Source organism: Kribbella sp. NPDC104218 (assembly GCF_055584105.1).
Window position 1 is genome coordinate 1,004,285 of sequence record NZ_JBVJMQ010000001.1, and the last position, 22,521, is coordinate 1,026,805.

A 22,521-nucleotide genomic window follows, 5' to 3' on the forward strand; every position below is an offset into this window, starting at 1 on the left:
CGCCGAAGGCAGGATCAGGCCGATCACTTCTGTCCCTCCGTCACGGGGATCTGCGGAGCCTTGTCAGTGACACCGACACGCTGCATGGTCGACTCGACCGCGGGTTTGATGATGTCGACCACCGGCTTGGGGAAGATCCCGAGCCCGATGATCAGGACCACCAGCGGCACGATCGCGAAGATCTCCCGCTTGTTCAGGTCCGTGAGCTTCTCGATCCCGTCGCGGACCGGTCCGGTCATCGTGCGTTGGTACATCAGCAGGATGTACAGCGCGGCCAGGACGATACCGACGACCGCGATCACCGCGATCACCTTGTGCTTGCTGAAGACACCGGCCAGCACCATGAACTCGGAGATGAACGGCGACAGCCCGGGCAGCGCGAGGCTGGACAGACCGGCGAACAGGAACGTGCCGGCCAGCACCGGGGCCACCTTCTCGACCCCGCCGTAGTCCGCGATCCGGGCCGAGCCGCGCCGCGAGATCAGGTACCCGGCGACCAGGAACAGCGCCGCCGTGGAGAGCCCGTGGTTGAACATGTAGAGCGTCGACCCGACCAGGCCCTGCGACGTCAGCGCGAAGATACCCATCACGATGAAGCCGAAGTGCGAGATCGAGGTGTACGCGATCAGCCGCTTGATGTCGGTCTGGCCGATCGCCAGCAGCGCGCCGTACAGGACCGAGATCAGCGCCAGTACCAGGACCACCGGGGTGGCCCACTCGGACGCGTTCGGGAACAGGCCCAGGCAGAACCGGATCATCCCGAAGGTGCCGATCTTGTCCAGGATGCCGACCAGCAGCACCGAGGTGCCCGGCGTCGCCTCACCGGCGGCGTCCGGCAGCCAGGTGTGGAAGGGCACCATCGGCGCCTTCACCGCGAAGGCGAAGAAGAAGCCGAGGAACAGCCAGCGCTCGGTGTTCTCGCTCATGTCCAGCTTGACCAGGTCGGTCAGCAGGTACGACGGGTCGCCCGCGCGGGCCGACAGCACGTAGAGGCCGACCACCGAGGCCAGCATCAGCAGACCGCCGAGCAGCGAGTAGAGCAGGAACTTCACCGCGGCGTACGAGCGCTGCGCCCCGCCGAAGCCGCCGATCAGGAAGTACATCGGGATCAGCGTGGCCTCGAACAGCACGTAGAACAAGAAGACGTCGGTCGCGGCGAAGACGCCGATCGACAGCGCCTCCAGCGCCAGGATCCAGGCGAAGAAGGACTTCGAGGACCAGCGGCCGTTGTCGGCGTCGTTCCAGGAGGCGATGATCACGATCGGCGTCAGCAGCGCGGTCAGCACCACCAGGACGATCCCGACGCCGTCCAGCCCGAGCGCGTAGTTCGCGCCGAAGGCCTTGATCCAGGTGTGCGACTCGGCGTACTTCTCGGCGCCGTTCTGGTGGTAGCCGACGGCGACGATCGCCGTCAGCACCAGCGTCACCAGCGAGAACGCGAGCGCGACCTGCTTGGCCACCAGGGCCTTCGCCTTCGGCACCAGCATCGTCGCCAGTGCGCCCACGAAGGGCAGCAGCAGTAAGAGGGTCAGCCAACCGATTTTCACGACAACCTCACCGCGAGGAGGGCGACGACCACGAATGCGGCGCCGAAGACCATGCTGAGTGCGTAGGAACGGACGAAGCCCGTCTGGAACCGGCGCAACCGGCCGGACAGCCCGCCGAACAGCGCGGCCAGCCCGTTCACCAGGCCGTCCACACCGCGGTTGTCCAGCCAGACCAGCGTCCGGGTGAGGTACTGGCCCGGGCGCATCAGGACCGCCTCGTTGAGCGCGTCGCCGTACAGGTCACGACGCGCCAGGACCGTGAGCGGCGAGCCGGCCGGAGCCTCCCGCGGGATGTCCCGCCGGTACTTGGCCACCGCGATGACGATGCCGAGAGCAACAACCGCCAGGGTGATCAGCGTCATCACGATGATCGGCAGCGGCGGGTGGTGCTCCTCGTGCGCGCCGACGACCGGCTCCAGCCAGTGCTCCAGCCAGCCGCCGAGGGCCAGGACGCCGCCGACCAGCGACAGCAGCGCCAGGATGACCAGCGGCACCGTCATCACCTTCGGCGACTCGTGCGGGTGCACGTCCTTGGCCCAGCGCTTCTCGCCGAGGAACGTCATCAGCATCACCCGCGTCATGTAGAACGCGGTGATGCCGGCGCCGAGCAGCGTGCAGAGCCCGATCACCAGGTTGTCCGCGAACGCGGCCTCGATGATCTTGTCCTTGCTGAAGAAGCCCGAGAACGGCGGGATGCCGAGGATCGCCAGGTAGCCGAACGCGAAGGTGACGAAGGTGATCTTCATCGGCGTCCGCAGGGCGCCGTAGTGGCGCATGTTCACGTCGTCGTTCATCCCGTGCATGACGGAACCGGCGCCGAGGAACATGTTGGCCTTGAAGAAGCCGTGCGTGATCAGGTGGAAGATCGCGAACACGTACCCGGCCGGGCCGAGGCCCGCGGCCAGCATCATGTAGCCGATCTGGCTCATCGTGGAGCCGGCCAGCGCCTTCTTGATGTCGTCCTTGGCGGTACCGATGATCGCGCCGGCCAGCGCGGTGACGGTACCGACGATGACGACCGCGGTGGACGCCGCCTCGCTCTGCTCGAAGATCGCGTGCGAGCGGACCACCAGGTAGACGCCCGCGGTGACCATGGTCGCCGCGTGGATCAGCGCCGACACCGGGGTCGGGCCCTCCATCGCGTCCAGCAGCCAGGACTGCAGCGGCACCTGCGCGGACTTACCGCAGGCGGCCAGCAGCAGCATCAGGCCGACCAGCGTCGCCCAGGTGGAGCTCATCGACTCGGCGCCGGAGTTCACACTCACGAACGCCGAGGAGCCGAACAGCGCCCACATGCTCATCACGGCCAGCGAGAGGCCGATGTCACCGACCCGGTTCACCACGAAGGCCTTCTTGGCGGCGACCGCGGCGGAGTCCTTGTGCTGCCAGAAGCCGATCAGCAGGTACGACGCCAGACCGACGCCTTCCCAGCCGACGAAGACCAGCAGGTAGTCGGCGGACAGCACCAGCAGCAGCATCGCCGCGACGAACAGGTTCAGGTACGCGAAGAACCGGCGCCGCCGCGGGTCGTGCTCCATGTAGCCGATCGAGTAGATGTGGATCAGCGAACCCACACCGGTGATCAGCAGCACGAACAGGATCGACAGCGGGTCGATCAGCAGCGTGAAGTCGACCTTCACACTGCCCACCTGGAACCACTCGAACAGGCGGACCGTCTCGGACCGCTCCTCGCCGTGCTGCCCCTGCATCTGGACGAACAGCAGGACGCCGCAGACGAATGCGGCCAGCGACGCCGCGGTGCCGAGCAGGTGACCCCACGCGTTGGTGGCCTTGCCACCGAGCAACAGGATCGCCGCGGACACCGCCGGGATCGCGACCAGCAGCCACGTCAGCTCATGACTCATCGGTTTCAGACCTCAGTACTTGAGCAGGTTGGCGTCGTCGACCGAGGCCGAGCGACGGGTGCGGAAGATGGCCATGATGATCGCCAGGCCGATCACGACCTCGGCCGCGGCCACCACCATCACGAAGAAGGCGGCGATCTGGCCGTCGAGGTTGCCGTGCTGGCGGGCGAACGTCACGAACGCGAGGTTGGTCGCGTTCAGCATCAGCTCGACACACATGAACACGACGATCGCGTTCCGCCGGACCAGCACGCCGAGCGCGCCGATACTGAACAGGATCGCCGCGAGCACGATGTACGGCTCAGTCGTCACTGTTCTTCTCCTCCTTCACCACATGGTCCTCGCCCTCGGCGATCTCACGGACGGTCTCGACGTCCGCGCGCTCCTCGGACTCGGGGAACACGGTGCCACGAGCCTGCAGCACCCGGGACACCGAGGTCGGCGCGATCGAGCCGTCCGGCAGCAGGGCCGGGGTGTCGACGGCGTTGTGCCGGGCCAGGACGCCGGGCGTCGGCAGCGGGCCGGGGTGGACCCCCTGCTCGGCGTACTTACGCATCCGGTCCTCGGCGTGGTCGCGCTGGGTGCGCTTCTTGGTCAGCCGCTCGCGGTGCGCCAGCATCATCGCGCCGAGCGCCGCGGTGATCAGCAGCGCCGAGGTCACCTCGAAGACGAACACGTACTTACCGAACAGCAGCTGCGCGATGCCCTTGGGGTTGCCGTCCGGCTGCGCGTCGGCCAGGCCGACCGGGTTGCCGTAGATCGCGTTCCCGACCGCGGCGACCAGCAGGACGCCGAAGCCCAGGAAGGCCAGGCCGGCCAGCAGCCGCTGACCGCGGATCGTCTCGACCAGCGAGTCCGAGGCGTCGACGCCGACCAGCATCAGCACGAACAGGAACAGCATCAGGATCGCGCCGGTGTAGACGATGATCTGGACGGCGAACAGGAACGGCGCGTCCAGCGCGGCGTACTGAACGGCCAGACAGATCATCACGGTGGCCAGCAGCAGCGCCGAGTGGACGGCCTTGCGGACCAGGATCATCGCGATCCCGGCCAGCACCATCACCGGCGCCAGCATCCAGAACGCGACCTGCGGTCCGGTCACCAGGGAGATCACTTCTCGTCACCCCCGGGCGCTGCCGCCGCGCCGGTCAGGCCGCGGTAGTAGTCCTTCTCGGTGGTGCCCAGCTGCATCGCGTGCGGCGGCTCCTGCATGCCCGGGAGCATCGGCGCCAGCAGGTCCTTCTTCTCGTAGATCAGCGAGGCGCGGCTGGTGTCGGCCAGCTCGTACTCGTTGGTCATCGTGAGCGCCCGGGTCGGGCAGGCCTCGATGCACAGGCCGCAGAGGATGCAGCGCAGGTAGTTGATCTGGTAGACGCGGCCGTACCGCTCACCGGGTGAGAAGCGGGCGGAATCGTCGCCGTCGACGTTGTCCGCGCCTTCGACGTAGATCGCGTCCGCCGGGCAGGCCCAGGCGCACAGCTCGCAGCCGATGCACTTCTCCAGACCGTCCGGCCAGCGGTTCAGCTGGTGACGGCCGTGGAAGCGAGGCGCGGTCGGCTTCTTCTCGAACGGGTACTGCTCGGTGAAGACCTTGCGGAACATCGTCCGGAAGGTCACCCCGAACCCGGCTACCGGATCCCAGAGGGACTCTTTGACACTAGCCACGACGTGCTTCCTCGCTTCGGCTCGGAGTGTTGACGAGCGGTGGTGGCACCGGGAAGCCGCCGGCGAAGGCGTCGAACTCCTTGCCGTCGGTCTCGTCGGTCGTCTTGTCGGACTTCGGCTTCCCCGGGAAGGCCAGTGAGATCACCGCGAGGACGACGGCGATCGCGGCCGCGACCAGCAGCGTCGTCCGGCTGAAGGTGGTCTCCCGGCCGACCGCGCGGACCGTGGCGACGAGCAGGATCCAGCCCAGGGAGACCGGGATCAGGATCTTCCAGCCCAGCTTCATGAACTGGTCGTAGCGCAGTCGCGGCAGCGTTCCGCGCAACCAGATGTAGAAGAAGATGAAGGCCATCAGCTTGCCGAAGAACCAGAGCACCGGCCAGTAGCCGGTATTGGCCCAGTCGAACTGCGAGATCGGCCAGGGCGCCTGCCAGCCGCCGAGGAACAGCGTGGTGGCCAGCGCCGAGACGGTCGCCATGTTGATGTACTCGGCCAGGAAGAACATCGCGTACTTGATCGAGGAGTACTCGGTCAGGAAGCCCGCGACCAGCTCGCCCTCGGCCTCCGGGAGGTCGAACGGCGCCCGGTTGGTCTCACCGACCATCGAGACCACGTAGATCACGAACGACGGGAACAGCAGGAACGCGTACCAGCCCGGGATCGGGATGTCCGCGCCCAGGATGTTGACGCTCTGCGCCGAGGCCTGCGCGGCGACGATCTCCGAGGTGGACATCGAGCCCGCGAACAGGAAGACCGTGACCAGCGCGAGGCCCATCGCGACCTCGTAGGAGATCATCTGCGCGCTCGAGCGCAGCCCGCCGAGCAGCGAGTACGTCGAGTTCGACGACCAGCCGCCGAGCACGATGCCGTAGATACCGATCGAGGCGATCGCCATCACGTACAGCACCGAGACCGGCAGGTCGGTGAGCTGCAGCCGGGTGTAGGTGTCGGTGAACGGGATCTTCACCGTCGGCCCGAACGGGATGACCGCGAAGGTCAGGAAGGCCGGGACGGCGACGATCACCGGCGCCAGGACGTAGACGAACCGGTCCACGCCCTTCGGCATCAGGTCTTCCTTGAGCATCAGCTTCACGCCGTCGGCCAGCGACTGCAGCAGACCCGCGGGGCCGTGCACGTTCGGGCCGACCCGGTGCTGCATCCGCGCGACGACGCGGCGCTCCCACCAGATGTTGAACAGCGTCAGCACGACCAGCAGCACGAAGATGATCAGCACCTTGAGGCCGATCACCCACCACGGGTCGTTGCCGACGCCCGCATCCGGCGGCGGCGCCATCGGAATCGAGAGCAGCGAGGTCATGCGGTCCCTCCGGCGATCGTCACGATCGAACCGTGATCGGCGTGCAGAGAACGACGGACGTGCGAGTCGGCCGAGTTCGTCGGCAGCCAGACCACGTTGTCGGTCATCGGGGTGATCAGGACCGGCAGCCGGACCGAACCGGCGTCGGTGCTGACCACGAGCTCGTCGCCGTCGGTGACGCCGGCCCGGTGCGCGGTGGTCGGCGAGATCCGGGCGACCGGCTTGCGCGCGGTGGCCGTCAGGTGCGGCTCACCGTCGTTCGCGCGGCTGTCGTCGATCAGCATCCGCCAGGTCGCGAGCCGGGTGGAGTCGAACGCGCCGAGGGCCGGACCGGCCTGGTACGTCGGCTCCTGCGCGCGGTCGCCGTCCCAGCGGCCGAGCTCGTCGTACTCGCGCTTGGCGCCGGCCGGCGTGGTGAAGCCGAGCGCGGCGTCCATCTCCTGGGCCAGGGCGGCCAGGGCGCGGACGTCGGGCATCGCGGCCGGCACCTTGAGCACGACCGGGAACGGCCGCTCGCGACCCTCCCAGTTCACGAAGGTGCCGTCCTTCTCGGCCGGCGGGACGACCGGGAACACGACATCCGCGTGCTCGGTCACCTGCGAGTTGCGGACCTCGAAGCTGACCACGAACGGCGCGGCGGCCAGGGCGGCCAGCGCGGCGGCCGGATCCGGCAGGTCGTCGATCTCGACACCCGCGACGAGCAGCGCGCCCAGCGAGGCGGCCGACGCGAGGATCTCGCCGGCGTCCTTACCCGGCGTGGCCGGCAGGCTGTCGACACCCCAGGCGGCCTGCAGGTCGACGCGGGCCTGGACGTCGGAGACCAGGCGGCCACCGGGCAGCAGACCCGGCAGGCAACCGGCCTCCAGCGCACCGCGGTCACCCGCACGGCGCGGGATCCAGACCAGCTGCGCGCCGGTGTCGAGCGCCAGCCGCAGCGCGGCCGAGTAACCGCCCGGCACGCTCGCCAGCCGCTCGCCGACGATGATGACCGAGTTCGCGCCGAGGGCGGCCCGGGCCGCGGCCCCGGTCGCACCCGCGCCGGCGAGGTCGGCCAGGACGACCGTCTCCGTCCCCGGAGCAGCCTGGACGACGACGCCGTTCAGCTTCTCGACACCGCGCGACGCGAACGGCGCGACGGTGAAGACCTGCAGGCCGTTGGCCTTGACGCCCTTGCGCAGCCGCAGGAAGACCGACGGCGCCTCCTCCTCGGGCTCGAACCCGGCGAACAGCACCGAGCCGGCCTTCTCGAGGTCGGCGAACGTCGTCCCGAGACCGGTACCGGCCACCGCGGCGGCCAGGAAGTCGGCCTCCTCGGCGGAGTACGGCCGGGCGCGGAAGTCGATGTCGTTGGTGCCGAGCGCGACCCGGGCGAACTTCGAGTACGCGTAGGCGTCCTCGAGGGTCAGCCGGCCGCCGGTCAGCACGGCGGCGTTCCCGCGGGCCGCGGTCAGCTTGGCCGCGGTGTAGCCCAGCGCCTCCGGCCAGGAGGCGGGCCGCAGCACGCCGTCCTCGCGGATCATCGGGTGCGTCAGCCGGTCACCGGTGCTCGCGTAGTTGAACGCGAACCGGTCCTTGTCCGAGATCCACTCCTCGTTGACCTGCGGGTCGTCGCCGGCCAGCCGGCGCATCACCTTGCCGCGCCGGTAGTCGACGCGGATCGCCGCGCCGGAGGCGTCGTGCTCGGCCACCGACGGCACCGAGACCAGGTCGAACGGGCGGGAGCGGAACCGGTACGCCGCGCTGGTCAGCGCGCCCACCGGGCAGATCTGGATGGTGTTGCCGGAGAAGTAGCTCTCGAAGGGCTCCTTCTCGTAGATACCGACCTGCTGCAGCGCGCCGCGCTCGATCAGCGCGATGAACGGGTCACCGGCGATCTGCTCGGAGAAGCGGGTGCAGCGCGCGCAGAGGATGCAGCGCTCGCGGTCCAGCAGCACCTCCGAGGAGATGTTGATCGGCTTGGGGTAGGTCCGCTTCACCTCGGTGAAGCGGGTCTCGCCCTGGCCGTTCGTCATCGCCTGGTTCTGCAGCGGGCACTCGCCGCCCTTGTCGCAGACCGGGCAGTCCAGCGGGTGGTTGATCAGCAGGAATTCCATCTGACCGTGCTGGGCCTTGTCGGCGACCGGCGAGCTCACCTGGGTCCGGACCACCATGCCGTCGGCGACGGTGATCGTGCAGGAGGCCTGCGGTTTCGGCATCCCGCGGCCGTTACCGGCGTCGGTGATCTCGACCAGGCACTGGCGGCAGGCGCCGACCGGGTCGAGCAGCGGGTGGTCGCAGAACCGCGGGATCTGGATCCCGATCTGCTCCGCGGCCCGGATCAGCAGGGTGTTCTTCGGAACCTTGACCTCGATGTCGTCGATGGTGACGGTGATCAGGTCGGTCCGCTCCACCTCCGCGCCGGCCGGTGGGTTCGCTTGGATTGTCATGCGCTAGCTCCAGCGGTCGCGAAGACGGTGCTTGCCATCGGGTCGAGCGGGCAGCCGCCGTGCTCGAAGTGGGCCAGGTAGTCGTCCTTGAAGTGCTGGATCGAGCTGGTGATCGGCGCGGTGGCGCCGTCGGCGAGTGCGCAGAACGACCGGCCGGTGATGTTCTCGCTCAGGTCGAGCAGCTTCACCAGGTCGTCCTCGCTGCCCTTGCCGTGCTCCAGGCGCTCCAGGATCTGCACCAGCCACCAGGTGCCCTCACGGCACGGGGTGCACTTGCCGCAGGACTCGTGCTTGTAGAACTCCGTCCAGCGCAGCACCGCCCGGACCACGCAGGTGGTCTCGTCGAAGATCTGCAGCGCCTTCGTCCCGAGCAGCGAGCCGGCCGCGCCGACGCCCTCGTAGTCCAGCGGGACGTCGAGGTGCTCGTCGGTCAGCAACGGCGTCGACGAACCGCCCGGCGTCCAGAACTTCAGCCGGTGCCCCTCGCGGACGCCGCCGGCCAGGTCGAGCAGCTGCCGCAGGGTGATCCCCATCGGCGCCTCGTACTGGCCCGGGCGGGTGACGTGCCCGGACAGCGAGTACAGCGTCATGCCCTTGGACTTCTCGGTCCCCATCCCGGAGAACCAGTCCGCGCCGTTCTTGATGATGGCGGGAACAGAAGCGATCGACTCGACGTTGTTGATCAGTGTGGGGCACCCGTACAGACCGGCGACGGCCGGGAACGGCGGGCGCAGCCGCGGCTGGCCGCGACGCCCTTCGAGGGAGTCGAGCAGCGCGGTCTCCTCACCGCAGATGTACGCGCCGGCGCCGGCGTGCACGATCACGTCGAGGTCGTACCCGGTGCCGAGGATGTTCGTGCCGATGAAACCGGCGTCCTTGGCCTCCTGGACGGCCTGCTGCAGCCGGCGGACGACGTGCAGCACCTCGCCGCGGACGTAGATGAACGCCGTACTCGCGCGGATCGCGTAGGACGAGATGATCACGCCCTCGACCAGCGTGTGCGGCGAGGCCAGCATCAGCGGGATGTCCTTGCAGGTGCCCGGCTCGGACTCGTCCGCGTTCACCACGAGGTACTTCGGCTTCGGGTTGTCCTGCGGGATGAACGACCACTTCATCCCGGTCGGGAAGCCCGCGCCGCCGCGGCCGCGCAGACCGGAGTCCTTGACCGCGGTCACGACGTCGGCCGGCTGCATGGCCAGCGCCGTCCGGAGGGCTTCGTACCCGCCGGTGCGCTGGTACGAGGACAGCTGCCAGGCGTTGATCTGGTCCCAGTTGTCGGACAGTACCGGGGTCAGCATGGTCAGTCCTCCTTCCGGGAGTCGTCGCCGTTGACCGCCTGGGATTCCTTACCAGGCTGGTCGGAGGGGCGCGGACCGGCCGCGGCCTCCGGGGAGACCGTCGTCTCGGCGGCGCGGCCGTTACTGGCGCTGCTGCCGTTCGGGGCGGTCCAGTTCCGCTCGCGGGCCAGCCGGAGACCGGCCAGCGACGCCTTGCCGCCGGTCGGGCCCTCGTCGGCGCGGCCGTCCGGGAAGCCGGCCAGCACCCGCTCGGCCTCGCGCCAGGTGCAGATGGTGGCGCCGCGCGGCGACTTCACCTCGGCGCCTTCGCGCAGGTCGTCGACCAGCTGGGTCGCCGACTGCGGCGTCATGTCGTCGAAGAACTCCCAGTTCACCATCATCACCGGCGCGTAGTCGCAGGCGGCGTTGCACTCGAGGTGCTCGAGGGTGATCTTGCCGTCCTCGGTGGTCTCGTCGTTCCCGACGTCGAGGTGCTCCTTGAGCCGCTCGAAGATCAGGTCGCCGCCCATCACCGCGCAGAGCGTGTTGGTGCAGACCCCGACGTGGTAGTCGCCGACCGGGCGGCGCTTGTACATCGTGTAGAAGGTCGCCACCGCGGAGACCTCGGCGCCGGTCAGCCCGAGCACCTCGGCGCAGGCCTCGATGCCCTCGGGGGTGACCCGGCCTTCGACCGACTGCACCAGGTGCAGCATCGGCAGCAGGGCCGAGCGGCCGACCGGGTACCGGGCGGCCAGCTCGCGCATCTCCGCGATCGTGGTCTCGGTGATGTTCGAGTCACCGGTGCTGTACGGCACCGGCTTGTCGGTAGCTGTTGCGTGGTTCTCGGCCATCTATCGGTCCACTCCGCCCATTACCGGGTCCAGACTGGCGACGGCGACGATCACGTCGGCGACCTGGGAGCCCTCGCACATGATCGGCATCGCCTGCAGGTTTGCGAACGACGGGTCACGGAAGTGCACCCGGTACGGCTTGGTGCCGCCGTCGGAGACGACGTGCGCGCCCATCTCGCCGCGCGGCGACTCGATCGGCACGTAGGCCTGACCGGCCGGCACCCGGAAGCCCTCGGTGACGAGTTTGAAGTGATGGATCAGCGCTTCCATCGACTCGCCCATGATGTGCTTGATGTGGTCGAGCGAGTTGCCCATACCGTCGGCGCCGACCGCGAGCTGGCTCGGCCAGGCGATCTTCTTGTCGGCGATCATCACCGGCTCGCCGTCCATCTTCTCCAGCCGGTCCGCGCACTGCTCGACGATCTTCAGCGACTCCCACATCTCCTGCAGGCGGACGCGGAAGCGGCCGTACGAGTCCGAGGTGTCCCAGGTCGGGACGTCGAAGTCGTAGGTCTCGTAACCGCAGTAGGGCTGCGACTTGCGCAGGTCCAGCGCGTAGCCGGTCGAGCGCACCGTCGGGCCGGTGATACCGAGCGCCATACAGCCGGCCAGATCCAGGTAGCCGACGTCGTTCAGCCGGGCCTTGAAGATCGGGTTCGCGTTGCAGAGCTCGGCGTACTCCGGGAGGTGCTTGTTCATCCAGGTGATGTACTCGCGGATCTTGTCCAGCGCACCGGCCGGCAGGTCCTGCGCGACGCCGCCGGGCCGGACGAACGCGTGGTTCATCCGCAGGCCGGTGATCAGCTCGAACAGGTCCAGCGTCATCTCCCGCTCGCGGAACCCGATCGTCATCACTGTCAGCGCGCCGATCTCCATCCCGCCGGTCGCGATACAGACCAGGTGGCTGGAGATCCGGTTCAGCTCCATCAGGAGCACCCGCAGCACATTGGCCTTCTCCGGGATCTGGTCCTCGATCCCGAGCAGCCGCTCGACCGACAGGCAGTACGCCGTCTCGTTGTAGAACGGCGACAGGTAGTCCATCCGGGTGACGAAAGTGACGCCCTGCGTCCAGGAGCGGAACTCCATGTTCTTCTCGATACCCGTGTGCAGGTAGCCGATGCCGCAGCGGGCCTCGGTGACCGTCTCACCCTCGAGCTCGAGGATCAGCCGGAGCACGCCGTGCGTCGACGGGTGCTGCGGGCCCATGTTCACCACGACGCGCTCTTCGGGCTCCTCGCCGAGGCCGGCGACGACCGAGTCCCAGTCCTGACCGGTGACGGTGAAGACCTTGCCCTCGGTGGTGGAACGAGCGTCCGCGTACGGATCTGTAGTGGTCATCAGTTGTACGACCTCCGCGTGTCGGGCGGCGGGATGACGGCGCCCTTGTACTCGACGTCGATTCCGCCGAGCGGGTAGTCCTTGCGTTGCGGGTGACCGGGCCAGTCGTCCGGCATCTGGATCCGGGTCAGGGCCGGGTGGCCGTCGAAGACGATCCCGAAGAAGTCCCAGGTCTCGCGCTCGTGCCAGTCGGCGGCCGGGTAGACCGAGCAGACCGACGGGATGTGCGCGTCGCCGTCCGGCGCCGACACCTCGAGGCGGATCCGCCGGTTGTGGGTGATCGAGGCCAGGTGGTAGACCGCGTGCAGCTCGCGCCCGGTCTCCTGCGGGTAGTGCACCCCGCTGACGCCGGAGAACAGCTCGAACCGCAGGGTCTCGTCGTCCCGCAGGTGCTGGGAGACGCTCACCAGGTGCTCGCGCGCGACGTGCAGCGTGAGCTCGCCGCGGTCGACGACGACCTTCTCGATCGCGCCCTCGCCGGCCAGGCCCTCGAGTTTGTCGACGGCGCCGTCGAACCAGGAGCCGTACGGCTTCGGCGTCCCGCCGGGCAGCGCGATCTGGCGCTTCAGGCCGCCGAACCCGGAGGTGTCGCCGGTCCCGCGGACGCCGAACATGCCCTCGCGCTGACCGATGACCTCGGCCCCGGGCGTCTGCGCGTCACCAGCGGCGGACGTCGCCGGAAGGTTCTCCGGCTGGGTGTCGCTCATCGGAGGAGACCCTTCATCTCAATGGTCGGGGCCGCCGTCAGCGCGGCCGCCTCCTGCTCGTTCTGCAGGGCCAGCTTGTGCGCGCCGAGCTTGCTGTGCTGGATCTGGTCGTGGATCTTCAGGAACGCGTCCAGCAGCATCTCCGGCCGCGGCGGGCAGCCGGGCAGGTACATGTCGACCGGGACGACGTGGTCCACACCCTGGACGACGGCGTAGTTGTTGAACATGCCGCCGGACGACGCGCAGACGCCCATCGCGAGCACCCACTTCGGGTTCGCCATCTGGTCGTAGATCTGGCGCAGCACCGGAGCCATCTTCTGGCTCACCCGGCCGGCCACGATCATCAGATCGGCCTGCCGCGGCGAGGCCCGGAAGACCTCCATACCGAACCGGGCGGCGTCGTACCGCGGCGCGCCCGTGGTCATCATCTCGATCGCGCAGCAGGCCAGCCCGAAGGTTGCCGGCCACAACGACGCCTTCCGCATGTAGCCGAGCAGACCCTCGACGGTGCCCAGCAGTACGCCGGCCGGAAGCTGTTCCTCTAGACCCATATCAGTCCCACTCCAGTCCGCCGCGGCGCCAGACGTAGGCGTACGCGACGAAGACGGTGACGATGAAGATGACCATCTCGATCAACCCGAAGAGCGCCATCTGGTCGAAGGCGACCGCCCACGGGTAGAGGAAGATGATCTCGATGTCGAAGACGATGAAGAGCATCGCGGTGATGTAGTACTTCACCGGGAAGCGCCCACCGCCGACCGGCTGCGGCGTCGGCTCGATCCCGCACTCGTACGAGTCGAGCTTGGCCCGGTTGTAACGCTTCGGGCCGACCAGGGCGCTGGTCAGAATGCTGCCCAAGACGAAGAGCGCCGCGAGCACACCAAGAGCGAGAATCGGTACGTAGGGTTGCATCGCTTGGTGCTCCCTCCTTCAGCCGGTGGTCTGTGTGGTTTCAGCCGACACTGTGTTATCAGTACCGGAGTGACTCAGCTCACTCGCCCCGCCGATCAGGCGGCGGGAGCGACCTTCGTGAGCCCGTTGATGATCTTGTCCATCACGTCGCCGTCGCGCGGGTCGGTGAGGTTGGCCAGCAACTTCAGCGTGAACTTCATCAAGGTGGTGCGCGGCAGACCGTACTTCGTGCAGAGCCGCATCACCTCCGGATTTCCGATCAGCTTCACGAAGACCCGGCCGAGCGAGTAGTAGCCGCCCCACTCCTGCTTGAGCGCCTTCGGGTACGCCGACAGCGCACGCTCACGCTGGTTCGGCTGCCGGTGCAGCGCCTGGGCGGCGACCTCGGCGGCGAACATCCCGGACTCCATCGCGTACGGGATGCCCTCGCCGTTGAACGGGTTGACCATGCCGCCGGCGTCGCCGAGCAGCATCAGGCCGCGGGTGTAGTGCGGCTGCCGGTTGAAGCCCATCGGCAGCGCCGCCCCGCGGATCGGGATGGTCTGGAACTCGTCGCGGAACTGCCACTCTTCCGGCGTGTTCTTCAGCCAGGCCTTCAGCAGGTCGGAGTAGTCGACCTTGCCGAAGGCGTCGGAGGTGTTCAGGATGCCGAGACCGACGTTCACGGTGCCGTCGCCCATCCCGAAGATCCAGCCGTAGCCCGGCAGCAGGACCTTGCCGTTCGGCTGCTTCGGGTCGTCGGCCCACAGCTCCAGCCAGGACTCGAGGTAGTCGTCGTCGTGCCGCGGGCTGGTGAAGTAGGTGCGGACGGCGACGCCCATCGGCCGGTCGTCGCGCTTGTGCAGGCCCATCCCGATACTCAGCCGCGAGGAGTTGCCGTCGGCGGCCATCACCAGCGGCGCCCGGAACTCGACGTCCCCGCCGGCCCGGCGGCCGTTGTCGTCGACCGGCTTGGCGGTGACGCCGACGATGAAACCCTTGTCGTCGAGGATCGGGCCGGTCACGTTCGTCCGCTCCCGCAGCCGCGCGCCGGCCTTGACCGCCTGCCGCGCGAGCAGGTCGTCGAAGTCCATCCGGTTCCGGGTCAGGCCGTAGTTCGGGTGGCTGGACAGATCCGGCCAGTCGAGCTGCAGCTGATGCCCGGCGCCCTGGATCCGCAGCCCGTAGTTGCGGATCCAGCCGGCCTCTTCGGAGATGTCGATCCCCATGTTGATCAGCTGCTTGGTACCGCGCGGGGTGAGGCCGTCGCCGCACACCTTCTCGCGCGGGAACGCGGTCTTCTCCAGCAGCAGGACGTCGAGCCCCGCGTTGGCCAGGTGGTAGGCGGCGGAAGAACCAGCGGGTCCGGCGCCGACGACGATGACATCGGCTGACTCCGACTGCTGCCCGCTCGGCACGCTCTCGCTCATCTCATCCCGACCTGGAAGTTGGGGGCTGTCACGGCTCGTGAAGGGATTCACTAAGCCTGGTCATCCGACAGTCTAGGACTGCCTGACGCGGACACGAAACTCGCCCCAACCCCCTTGCAGACAAGCAAATTACGCGCCGTTTTCGTTGCGTAATTAAGCGGGCTTCACGGCCCGGTGGATGGCGACCAGACCACCGGTCAGGTTGGCCCACTGCACCCGGCCCCAGCCGGCCGCCTCGATCGTGCGGGCCAGCGGCTCCTGCGGCAGCCAGGCCCGGGTCGACTCGGCCAGGTACTCGTAGGCCTCGGGGTTGGTCGAGACCACCCGCGCCACCACCGGCACCGCGCGCATCATGTACTCCAGGTACGCGACCCGGAACGGCTTCCAGGTCGGGTGCGACTGCTCGAGGATGACGAGCCGGCCGCCCGGCCGGGTGACCCGGAGCATCTCGCGCAGCGCGACCGTGACGTCGTTCACGTTCCGCAGCGCCCAGGAGATGGTGACCACGTCGAAGGCCGCGTCGGCGAACGGCAGCCGCAACGCGTCACCGGCGATCAGGTCCAGCTCGGGGTGGTTGCGCTTGCCGACCCGGAGCATCCCGACCGAGAAGTCACACGACACCACCTCGGCGCCGGCCTCGCGCAGCTTGATACTCGACGCGCCCGTCCCGGCCGCCAGATCGAGGATCTTCAGTCCCTTCGCCGGCGCGATCGCGGCCAGCGTCGCCGGCCGCCAGACCAGCTTCTCCAGCCCCATCGTGGCCACCGCGTTGGTCCGGTCGTAGCCCTCCGCCACGTTGTCGAACATGGCGGCCACGGCGGCCGGGTCCTTGCTCAGATCTGCGCGCGTCACCTGTCTAGTTGATCACGGCCGCGACAGGCGCTGAAATTCGCTGGACATCCGGCGGTCGTACGCTTGCATCTCGTGAGCGCATCTCCAGGGAGCCAACCGGCCGTCGTGACCGCGCCGCAGCTCGTCGTCCGCAGCGTCGCGGTGGACGGCGTCGCGGAGCGGCTGATCGACCATCTGCCGGCCGCGGGCGGGCTGAGCTGGGTCCGGCGCGGGGACGGTCACGTCGGCTGGGGCGTCGCCGCGCGGCTCGATGTTGCTGGTGGCAACCGCTTCCAGGAGGCGATGCGCTGGTGGCAGCAGGTGGTCGGCGCGGCCGTGGTGCGCGACGAGATCGGCGTACCAGGCTCGGGACTGGTCTGCTTCGGCTCGTTCGGGTTCACCGACTCCGACCCCGGTGAGCTGATCGTGCCCGAGGTGATCGTCGGCCGCCGTGGCGGCACCACCTGGGTGACGACGGTCTCCCCCGCCAGCTCACTGGCCGCGCTGCCCGAGCTCGTCACCCACGAGCCCGCGCCGGTGCACGAGGTGACGTTCGCGGACGGCGCCCGCTCCGGCACCGACTGGTCGGGCATCGTGGCGGACGCCGTCCGCCGGATCACCTCCGGCGCGCTGGACAAGGTGGTGCTCGCGCGCGACCTGATCGCGATCGCCGATGAGCCGATCGACCTGCGCTGGCCGTTGCGGCGGCTGGCCGCGGCGTACCCGAACTGCTGGACCTTCTCGGTCGACGGGCTGATCGGCGCGACGCCGGAGCTGCTGGTCCGCCGGGAGAAGGGCCTGATCACCTCGCGGGTGCTCGCCGGGACGATTCGGCGGACCGGGGACGACGCGCACGACCTCGCGCTGGCCGCGTCGCTGGCCCGCTCGTCGAAGGACCTCGAGGAGCACGAGTTCGCCGTCCGCTCGGTCGCCGACGCGCTGAAGCCGCACTGCAAGTCGATGAACGTGCCCGAGACGCCGTTCGTCCTGCACCTGCCGAACGTGATGCATCTCGCGACCGATGTGGCCGGCGTCGCGAACAACGGCGCCTCGGCCCTCGGGCTGGCCGCCTCGCTGCACCCGTCGGCCGCCGTCTGCGGGACGCCGACGCCGGTCGCCCGCGACCTGATCGGCGAGATCGAGGGGATGAGCCGCGGCCGGTTCAGCGGCCCGGTCGGCTGGATGGACGCCGCCGGCGACGGCGAGTGGTGTATCGCGCTGCGCTGCGGTCAGGCCGACCCGGACGACGCGCGCAAGATGCGTCTGTTCGCGGGCGCCGGGATCGTGGCGGGCTCCGATCCGGACGCCGAGCTGGCCGAGACGAACGCGAAGCTGGTCCCGATGCGAGACGCACTAGGAGAGTGACTGTGAAGCTCACGAAGTTCGCGCATGCCTGTGTCCGGCTGGACAAGGACGGCAGGACACTGCTCGTCGACCCGGGCTCGTTCAGCGAGGACGCCGTCTTCGAGCGCGCGGACGCCGTCCTGGTCACCCACGAACACCCGGATCACCTGGACATCGCGCGGATCGCCGCCCTCGACGTCCCCGTCTACACCAACGCCGGCGTCGCCGCCCAGCTCACCGAGCTCGGCGACCGGGTTCACGTCGTCGAAGGCGGCCAGTCCTTCGAGGCCGCCGGTTTCGCGGTCACCGCCTACGGCCAGGACCACGCGGTCATCCTTCCCGAGTGGGGCGTCCCCTGCGCGAACGTCGGCTTCCTGATCGAGGACGCCGTCTACCACCCGGGCGACTCCTTCACCCGGCCCGACCGCGCCGTCCACACCAACCTGGTCCCGATCTCCGGGCCCTGGTTCGCCCTCCCGCCCGCCGTCGAGTACGCCCGCGCCGTCCAGGCGACCCAGCTGGTCGGCATCCACGACGGCCTGCTCTCGGAGATCGGCCTCGGCATGTTCCCGCGGTTCTTCAACACCGACGAGCGCCCGTACGTCCGGCTCGCGCCGGGCGACTCGACGGATATCGCCTGATCACTTGAAGGCGTAAGTGATCAGGTCCTGCAGGGGTTCGTAGCCGATGGCTGCGTAGATCTTGTTGGACGTCGGATTGGCCAGGTCGGTCATGAGGCAGACCTGGTTCCCGGCGGCGTGCAGCTGCTGGGTGACGTGGGCGGTGAGGGCGCTGGCGTAGCCGTGGCCGCGGTAGTCGGGCGGGGTGTAGACCGGGCCGATGCGGACGGCACCGAAGGCGGGAGCCTGGTGGCCGACGAGGGCGACCAGGTGGCCGTTGCAGTCCCAGATCCAGAGGCGGCGGTGCTCGGTGCGCTGTTCGAGCCAGCGGCGGTCGGCTTCGGCGCCTTCGGCGGCGTGGCCGACTTCTTGGCGGTAGGCGCCGAAGAAGGGGGTGAGGACGTCGAGGTCGGCCGGTTCGGCGAGCCTCGGCCTACCAACGGCGCGCTGCGGGACGAACGTGCCGAGTTTGTGCAGGCGGACGCGTTCGGACGGGACGAAGGCGCGGCCGGTGCGGACGGCGTACTGCTCGGCGAACAGGCGGGCCGCGTCGGCGGAGCCGATCACGCTCCGGGCGCGCGGGACGGCGTTCGCGAGGACGTCGACCACGTGCGGGACGAGGCCGGTCGGAAGCCCGGAGAGGTTGATCCCGCGGAGCGCCGTCCAGAAGACCGCTCCGAGCACCTCGCCGGCGGCGTTGTGGACCGAGACGAAGACCGGCGGCTCAGGGTCGTCGACCAAGCCGCGGACCCGATCGGCGACATTGCTCAGGATGGTCGTGTTGAGCACCGGATCGCGTTGCAGGAAAGGGAAGACGAGCTCGGCGAAGGCCGCCGGATCACGGGTGACGCGGACGGTCATTCGGTGAACTCCAGGACGGTGAAGTCGCCGACCGGGCGATAGCCGGCCTGGTGGTAGATCTTGTTCGAGGTCGGGTTGGCCAGGTCGGTGTAGAGACAGGCCTGGTTGCCGTCGGCAAGGATCTGGGCGGTGACATGGCTGGTGAGGGCGCCGGCGTACCCGTGCCGGCGGTGCTCCGGCGGGGTGTAGACCGGGCCGACCCGGCAGACGCCGAAGACCGGCCGATGGAACCCGGCCATACTGACCGCGACGCCGTCGACGTCCCAGATCCACATCGTGCCCTCGGTGAACTTGTGCTCGGCCCAGTCGCGGGTGTCGTCGCCCAGCTCGGGGAAGCCGTCGCGGCCCCACTCGGCGACCAGGTCGATCTCGCTCGCCCGCATCGGCCGTGGGGAGCCGGCGTCCGCGGCGAGCGGAGTCAGGTCGATCAGTTTGTGCAGCCGGGTCGCCATGTGCTGGTCGGCGCCACCGCCGCGCAGCTGCTGCCACCGGGCGGCGAACCGGGTCACCGACGGATGACTCCCGGCGACGCCGGGCACCTCGGTGAGCACCTCCGCGAAGGTGTCGGCGACCAGCTCGGCGAAGTCCTCGTGCAGGGCGCCCAGGTAGACGCCGCGACCGGGCGTGCGCATGGCGGCGCCGACGACGTCGCCGTCGTGGATCGAGAGGTAGTACGCCGGTTCGTCGTCAGCCGGGCGGACGCCGGTGGCGCGCTCGTGGACGTTGGTCATGATCACTGTGTGCAGCACGGGATCTTGTTGCAGTAAAGGGAAGACGGTCTCCGCGAAGGCGGCGGGATCGGAGGTGACACGGACGTCCATGGACCGGGAGACTACGCCTGCCAGGTGTCCAGCCGCGCGCAATTACACTGCGCGTATGTCCACGACGCGGTTGCTGCTGCTGGGGATCGTCCGGATCTTCCAGCCGGCGTACGGGTATCAGCTGCGCCGGGAGCTGCTGACCTGGAACGTGCAGGAGTGGGCGAACATCAATCCGGGCTCGATCTACACCGGCCTGCGGACGCTGGCCAAACACGGCTACCTGGCCGAGCTCGACGACGGCGAGCCCGGGCGGACGTCGTACCAGCTCACCCCGGCGGGCGACCAGGAGTTCTTCGCGCTGCTGCGGCAGCACCTGTGGACGGTCGACGGATTCCATCCGGACCGGATGCAGGCCGCGCTGAGCTTTCTCTGGACGCTGCCGCGTGACGAGGTGCTCGCCGCGCTGGACGAGCGGATCGGGCAGCTGGAGACCCGGCTGACGACGGCGCCGTCCGACGAGCGGCAGATCCAGGCCGATCCCAGCACGCCGAACCAGGTGGTCGAGATGCTCCGGATCGCGTCGGCGCGCGACCAGGGCGAGCTGGGCTGGACCCGCGAGTTCCGGGAGCGGATCGCGACCGGCGCGTATTCGTTCGCCGGCGAACCGCCGGACTGGAACCCCGATCCCGCGCTGATCGAGCAGTGGCGCGATCGGCCGGACACCACCGGCTGACGTCCCCCGATCGGGCTCGGGGGCGACCTTCGGGCCGGGATTCAACTTTGACTATTCAATGTTGATTGTGCAGACTGGCTACATGATGATCGAAGCTCGCGGACTCGTCCGTACGTTCAAGACCCGGCGGGGGCCGGTGCAGGCGGTACAAGGGGTGGATCTGGCGGTCGCCGACGGCGAGATCGTCGGATTCCTCGGGCCCAATGGCGCCGGTAAGACCACGACGATGCGGATGCTCGCGACGCTGATCCAGCCGACCAGCGGGACGGCGACGGTGGCCGGGTGCGACCTGGCGGCGGATCCGGTCGGCGTCCGGCGGCGGATCGGGTACGTCCCGCAGGGCGGGTCGACGCTGCCCGAGGCGATCGCCGGGGACGAGGTCGTCGACCACGCCCGGCTGTACGGCGTCCCGAAGGCCGAGGCCGCCGCGCGCGGGCAGCAGCTGTTCGAGGAGCTGGACCTACCGGGTCTGTGGCGGCGGCAGTGCCGGACGCTGTCCGGCGGCCAGCGGCGGCGGCTCGACATCGTGATGGGCCTGATCCACAACCCCGCGCTGATCTTCCTCGACGAGCCCACCACCGGCCTCGACCCGCAGGCCCGCGCCAACTTGTGGGAGCACATCCGCGGTCTCCGCGCCCGCGGCGCGACCATCTTCCTCACCACCCACTACCTCGACGAGGCCGACGCGCTCTGCGACCGCATCCTCGTCATCGACCACGGCCGCATCGCCGGCGCCGGCACCCCCGACGAGCTCAAACAACAGGTCTCCGGCGACGCCGTCCGCCTCGCTCTGGCCGACGCCGCGCAGGCCCCCGCGGTCGCGAAGATCGTCGCCGAACTGAACGGCGCCACCTCCGTCGAGACCACCGGCCCCACCGTCTGTTTCCGCGTCCCCCGCGGCGGCTCGGTCCTCCCCGCTCTCCTCCGTTCCATCGACGCCCAAGGCATCGAACTCGAAGCCGTCGAAGTCCACCGCCCGACATTGGACGACGTGTTCCTCACCATGACCGGCCGCTCCCTCCGCGACGAGAACACCCCGGCCAAGGAGGTCGCCGCATGACCACGAACCCAACAACCGGCACCACGTCCGCCGCGAGCGGCGCTTCCTCGAGCGGCGGGCCGGCACCCTCCGGCCTGCCGGCTGCACACGAACGCTGCTCCACCCACGCCGCGCGCAGCGCGCGCACGAGCAGTTCGCCGGGTGGTGGTCACCCGGCCTCCGGCGGTGGGCTCTTCGGCGGTTCGTCCGCGCGCGTCGGCGCGCGGGAGGAGGTCGCCGCATGAACGTGTTGCGGGATACGTGGGTTGTTTTCCATCGGGCGATGCGGTTGTCGGTGCGGAATCCGATGTGGTCGGTGCTGATGCTGAGTCAGCCGTTGATGTACTTGTTCCTGTTCGGGCCGCTGCTGAAGCCGTTGACGGCCGAGATCAGCCAGGGGGCGGCGACGAACGCGTACCAGGTGTTCATTCCGGGGCTGATCGTGCAGCTCGGGATGTTCGGGGCGATGTTCGTCGGGTTCGGGCTGATCGCGGAGTACCGGGCCGGGGTGATCGAGGCCGACCGGGTGACGCCGGCGTCGCGGATCGCACTGATGGCCGGGCGGGTGTTGCGCGATGTGGTCGTGCTGCTGGCGCAGTCGGTGCTGTTGCTGCTGGCCGCGCTGCCGCTCGGCCTTCGGGCGCCGTGGTCGGGTGTGCTGCTGTCACTGGTGATCGTGGCGCTGCTGGGCGCGACGTTCGCGTCGCTGTCGTACGCCGTCGCGCTGATCACCAAGAGCGAGGATGCACTGGCGCCACTGCTCAACGGCATCGCCATGCCGCTGCTGTTGCTGTCCGGCATCCTGCTGCCGATGCAGATCGGCCCGACGTGGCTGCAGCGGCTGTCCGACATCAGTCCGCTCAAGCACGTGGTGAACGGCGTCCGGGCGATGTTCCAGGGCGACATCGTCAGCAGTCCCGCGCTGTGGGGCCTGTTCTGGGTCGTCGTACTGACTGTGGTCGGTCTGGCAGTCGGTGCGCGGACGTTCCGGAAAGAGTCCGCTTGAGTTCACGAACA

The 22,521-nt window shown here is 69.0% G+C and carries 22 protein-coding genes; 5 read left to right on the forward strand and 17 right to left on the reverse strand.

What is annotated here, in order from left to right:
• Window positions 1-23: 23 nt before the first annotated feature.
• The 15 genes from ACZ6ZD_RS04810 to ACZ6ZD_RS04880 form a co-directional block, all read right to left on the reverse strand.
• Window positions 24-1,547, reverse strand: a complete 1,524-nt coding sequence (locus tag ACZ6ZD_RS04810) for an NADH-quinone oxidoreductase subunit M (protein WP_465668390.1) — start codon at window positions 1,545-1,547, stop codon at window positions 24-26.
• The gene (nuoL, locus tag ACZ6ZD_RS04815) at window positions 1,544-3,412 is read right to left on the reverse strand and encodes an NADH-quinone oxidoreductase subunit L (RefSeq protein WP_465668392.1); all 1,869 of its coding nucleotides are present in this window, start codon (window positions 3,410-3,412) and stop codon (window positions 1,544-1,546) included. The genes ACZ6ZD_RS04810 and nuoL overlap by 4 nt, the downstream gene beginning before the upstream one ends.
• Window positions 3,413-3,424: 12 nt before the next feature.
• Entirely contained in the window at window positions 3,425-3,724 is a 300-nt protein-coding gene (gene nuoK, locus ACZ6ZD_RS04820) for an NADH-quinone oxidoreductase subunit NuoK (RefSeq protein WP_171674986.1), read from the reverse strand.
• On the reverse strand, window positions 3,714-4,487 hold the full coding sequence (locus tag ACZ6ZD_RS04825) for an NADH-quinone oxidoreductase subunit J (RefSeq protein WP_465672618.1): 774 nt from the start codon (window positions 4,485-4,487) through the stop codon (window positions 3,714-3,716). Before ACZ6ZD_RS04825 ends, nuoK begins: the two co-directional genes overlap by 11 nt.
• A gap of 35 nt (window positions 4,488-4,522) precedes the next feature.
• Window positions 4,523-5,077, reverse strand: coding sequence for an NADH-quinone oxidoreductase subunit NuoI (nuoI, locus tag ACZ6ZD_RS04830; RefSeq protein ID WP_465668395.1), 555 nt, complete (start codon window positions 5,075-5,077; stop codon window positions 4,523-4,525).
• Window positions 5,070-6,395 carry an NADH-quinone oxidoreductase subunit NuoH gene (gene nuoH, locus ACZ6ZD_RS04835; protein WP_465668397.1) on the reverse strand — a complete coding sequence of 442 codons (1,326 nt, stop codon included), beginning with the start codon at window positions 6,393-6,395 and terminating at the stop codon, window positions 5,070-5,072. The genes nuoI and nuoH overlap by 8 nt, the downstream gene beginning before the upstream one ends.
• Window positions 6,392-8,821, reverse strand: coding sequence for an NADH-quinone oxidoreductase subunit G (locus ACZ6ZD_RS04840; protein ID WP_465668398.1), 2,430 nt, complete (start codon window positions 8,819-8,821; stop codon window positions 6,392-6,394). The genes nuoH and ACZ6ZD_RS04840 overlap by 4 nt, the downstream gene beginning before the upstream one ends.
• Window positions 8,818-10,119 (reverse strand): NADH-quinone oxidoreductase subunit NuoF, encoded by a 1,302-nt coding sequence (nuoF, locus tag ACZ6ZD_RS04845; RefSeq protein ID WP_465668400.1) that lies wholly within the window; start codon window positions 10,117-10,119, stop codon window positions 8,818-8,820. The genes ACZ6ZD_RS04840 and nuoF overlap by 4 nt, the downstream gene beginning before the upstream one ends.
• Before the next feature lie 2 nt (window positions 10,120-10,121).
• The gene (gene nuoE / locus ACZ6ZD_RS04850; RefSeq protein WP_465668402.1) at window positions 10,122-10,949 is read right to left on the reverse strand and encodes an NADH-quinone oxidoreductase subunit NuoE; all 828 of its coding nucleotides are present in this window, start codon (window positions 10,947-10,949) and stop codon (window positions 10,122-10,124) included.
• Window positions 10,950-12,287: an NADH-quinone oxidoreductase subunit D gene (locus ACZ6ZD_RS04855; protein ID WP_465668404.1), complete on the reverse strand. Its 1,338-nt coding sequence runs from the start codon at window positions 12,285-12,287 to the stop codon at window positions 10,950-10,952.
• Complete coding sequence (locus tag ACZ6ZD_RS04860) at window positions 12,287-12,994, reverse strand: NADH-quinone oxidoreductase subunit C (RefSeq protein WP_465668406.1); 708 nt, start codon at window positions 12,992-12,994, stop codon at window positions 12,287-12,289. The genes ACZ6ZD_RS04855 and ACZ6ZD_RS04860 overlap by 1 nt, the downstream gene beginning before the upstream one ends.
• The gene (locus ACZ6ZD_RS04865; RefSeq protein ID WP_171674995.1) at window positions 12,991-13,545 is read right to left on the reverse strand and encodes a NuoB/complex I 20 kDa subunit family protein; all 555 of its coding nucleotides are present in this window, start codon (window positions 13,543-13,545) and stop codon (window positions 12,991-12,993) included. The genes ACZ6ZD_RS04860 and ACZ6ZD_RS04865 overlap by 4 nt, the downstream gene beginning before the upstream one ends.
• Before the next feature lies 1 nt (window position 13,546).
• Window positions 13,547-13,906, reverse strand: a complete 360-nt coding sequence (locus ACZ6ZD_RS04870) for an NADH-quinone oxidoreductase subunit A (protein WP_171674996.1) — start codon at window positions 13,904-13,906, stop codon at window positions 13,547-13,549.
• A gap of 95 nt (window positions 13,907-14,001) precedes the next feature.
• Window positions 14,002-15,315 (reverse strand): geranylgeranyl reductase family protein, encoded by a 1,314-nt coding sequence (locus tag ACZ6ZD_RS04875; RefSeq protein WP_465668409.1) that lies wholly within the window; start codon window positions 15,313-15,315, stop codon window positions 14,002-14,004.
• Between the two features lie 153 nt (window positions 15,316-15,468).
• Window positions 15,469-16,167: a demethylmenaquinone methyltransferase gene (locus ACZ6ZD_RS04880; protein WP_465668411.1), complete on the reverse strand. Its 699-nt coding sequence runs from the start codon at window positions 16,165-16,167 to the stop codon at window positions 15,469-15,471.
• A gap of 72 nt (window positions 16,168-16,239) precedes the next feature.
• On the opposite strand from ACZ6ZD_RS04880, the gene ACZ6ZD_RS04885 reads away from it, so the two are divergent.
• Together ACZ6ZD_RS04885 and ACZ6ZD_RS04890 are read left to right on the forward strand one after the other, a co-directional pair.
• Window positions 16,240-17,511 carry an isochorismate synthase gene (locus ACZ6ZD_RS04885; RefSeq protein WP_465668413.1) on the forward strand — a complete coding sequence of 424 codons (1,272 nt, stop codon included), beginning with the start codon at window positions 16,240-16,242 and terminating at the stop codon, window positions 17,509-17,511.
• Between the two features lie 2 nt (window positions 17,512-17,513).
• The gene (locus ACZ6ZD_RS04890) at window positions 17,514-18,131 is read left to right on the forward strand and encodes an MBL fold metallo-hydrolase (RefSeq protein ID WP_465668415.1); all 618 of its coding nucleotides are present in this window, start codon (window positions 17,514-17,516) and stop codon (window positions 18,129-18,131) included.
• Here the strand turns inward: ACZ6ZD_RS04890 and ACZ6ZD_RS04895 are convergent, their stop codons facing one another.
• Both ACZ6ZD_RS04895 and ACZ6ZD_RS04900 read right to left on the reverse strand, forming a co-directional pair.
• Window positions 18,132-18,971 (reverse strand): GNAT family N-acetyltransferase, encoded by an 840-nt coding sequence (locus ACZ6ZD_RS04895; RefSeq protein ID WP_465668416.1) that lies wholly within the window; start codon window positions 18,969-18,971, stop codon window positions 18,132-18,134.
• Window positions 18,968-19,792, reverse strand: coding sequence for a GNAT family N-acetyltransferase (locus ACZ6ZD_RS04900; protein WP_465668418.1), 825 nt, complete (start codon window positions 19,790-19,792; stop codon window positions 18,968-18,970). Before ACZ6ZD_RS04900 ends, ACZ6ZD_RS04895 begins: the two co-directional genes overlap by 4 nt.
• A 55-nt stretch (window positions 19,793-19,847) precedes the next feature.
• Between ACZ6ZD_RS04900 and ACZ6ZD_RS04905 the strand changes: the two genes are divergently transcribed.
• From ACZ6ZD_RS04905 to ACZ6ZD_RS04915, 3 genes are all read left to right on the forward strand, one after another.
• Window positions 19,848-20,465, forward strand: coding sequence for a PadR family transcriptional regulator (locus ACZ6ZD_RS04905; protein WP_465668420.1), 618 nt, complete (start codon window positions 19,848-19,850; stop codon window positions 20,463-20,465).
• A gap of 82 nt (window positions 20,466-20,547) precedes the next feature.
• Window positions 20,548-21,525, forward strand: coding sequence for an ABC transporter ATP-binding protein (locus ACZ6ZD_RS04910; RefSeq protein WP_465668422.1), 978 nt, complete (start codon window positions 20,548-20,550; stop codon window positions 21,523-21,525).
• A 220-nt stretch (window positions 21,526-21,745) separates the two neighbouring features.
• Window positions 21,746-22,510, forward strand: a complete 765-nt coding sequence (locus ACZ6ZD_RS04915) for an ABC transporter permease (protein ID WP_465668424.1) — start codon at window positions 21,746-21,748, stop codon at window positions 22,508-22,510.
• Window positions 22,511-22,521 lie beyond the last annotated feature (11 nt).

What these genes read in the sequence shown, in the direction of transcription:
- nuoE (WP_465668402.1), bottom strand. Translation starts at nt 10,949, where the DNA reads ATGGCCGAGAACCACGCAACAGCTACCGACAAGCCGGTGCCGTACAGC.
- ACZ6ZD_RS04865 (WP_171674995.1), bottom strand. Translation starts at nt 13,545, where the DNA reads ATGGGTCTAGAGGAACAGCTTCCGGCCGGCGTACTGCTGGGCACCGTC.
- ACZ6ZD_RS04840 (WP_465668398.1), bottom strand. Translation starts at nt 8,821, where the DNA reads ATGACAATCCAAGCGAACCCACCGGCCGGCGCGGAGGTGGAGCGGACC.
- ACZ6ZD_RS04870 (WP_171674996.1), bottom strand. Translation starts at nt 13,906, where the DNA reads ATGCAACCCTACGTACCGATTCTCGCTCTTGGTGTGCTCGCGGCGCTC.
- ACZ6ZD_RS04900 (WP_465668418.1), bottom strand. Translation starts at nt 19,792, where the DNA reads ATGGACGTCCGTGTCACCTCCGATCCCGCCGCCTTCGCGGAGACCGTC.
- ACZ6ZD_RS04915 (WP_465668424.1), top strand. Translation starts at nt 21,746, where the DNA reads ATGAACGTGTTGCGGGATACGTGGGTTGTTTTCCATCGGGCGATGCGG.
- ACZ6ZD_RS04825 (WP_465672618.1), bottom strand. Translation starts at nt 4,487, where the DNA reads ATGCTGGCGCCGGTGATGGTGCTGGCCGGGATCGCGATGATCCTGGTC.
- nuoH (WP_465668397.1), bottom strand. Translation starts at nt 6,395, where the DNA reads ATGACCTCGCTGCTCTCGATTCCGATGGCGCCGCCGCCGGATGCGGGC.
- nuoL (WP_465668392.1), bottom strand. Translation starts at nt 3,412, where the DNA reads ATGAGTCATGAGCTGACGTGGCTGCTGGTCGCGATCCCGGCGGTGTCC.
- ACZ6ZD_RS04875 (WP_465668409.1), bottom strand. Translation starts at nt 15,315, where the DNA reads ATGAGCGAGAGCGTGCCGAGCGGGCAGCAGTCGGAGTCAGCCGATGTC.
- ACZ6ZD_RS04905 (WP_465668420.1), top strand. Translation starts at nt 19,848, where the DNA reads ATGTCCACGACGCGGTTGCTGCTGCTGGGGATCGTCCGGATCTTCCAG.
- ACZ6ZD_RS04910 (WP_465668422.1), top strand. Translation starts at nt 20,548, where the DNA reads ATGATGATCGAAGCTCGCGGACTCGTCCGTACGTTCAAGACCCGGCGG.
- nuoF (WP_465668400.1), bottom strand. Translation starts at nt 10,119, where the DNA reads ATGCTGACCCCGGTACTGTCCGACAACTGGGACCAGATCAACGCCTGG.
- ACZ6ZD_RS04860 (WP_465668406.1), bottom strand. Translation starts at nt 12,994, where the DNA reads ATGAGCGACACCCAGCCGGAGAACCTTCCGGCGACGTCCGCCGCTGGT.
- ACZ6ZD_RS04895 (WP_465668416.1), bottom strand. Translation starts at nt 18,971, where the DNA reads ATGACCGTCCGCGTCACCCGTGATCCGGCGGCCTTCGCCGAGCTCGTC.
- ACZ6ZD_RS04855 (WP_465668404.1), bottom strand. Translation starts at nt 12,287, where the DNA reads ATGACCACTACAGATCCGTACGCGGACGCTCGTTCCACCACCGAGGGC.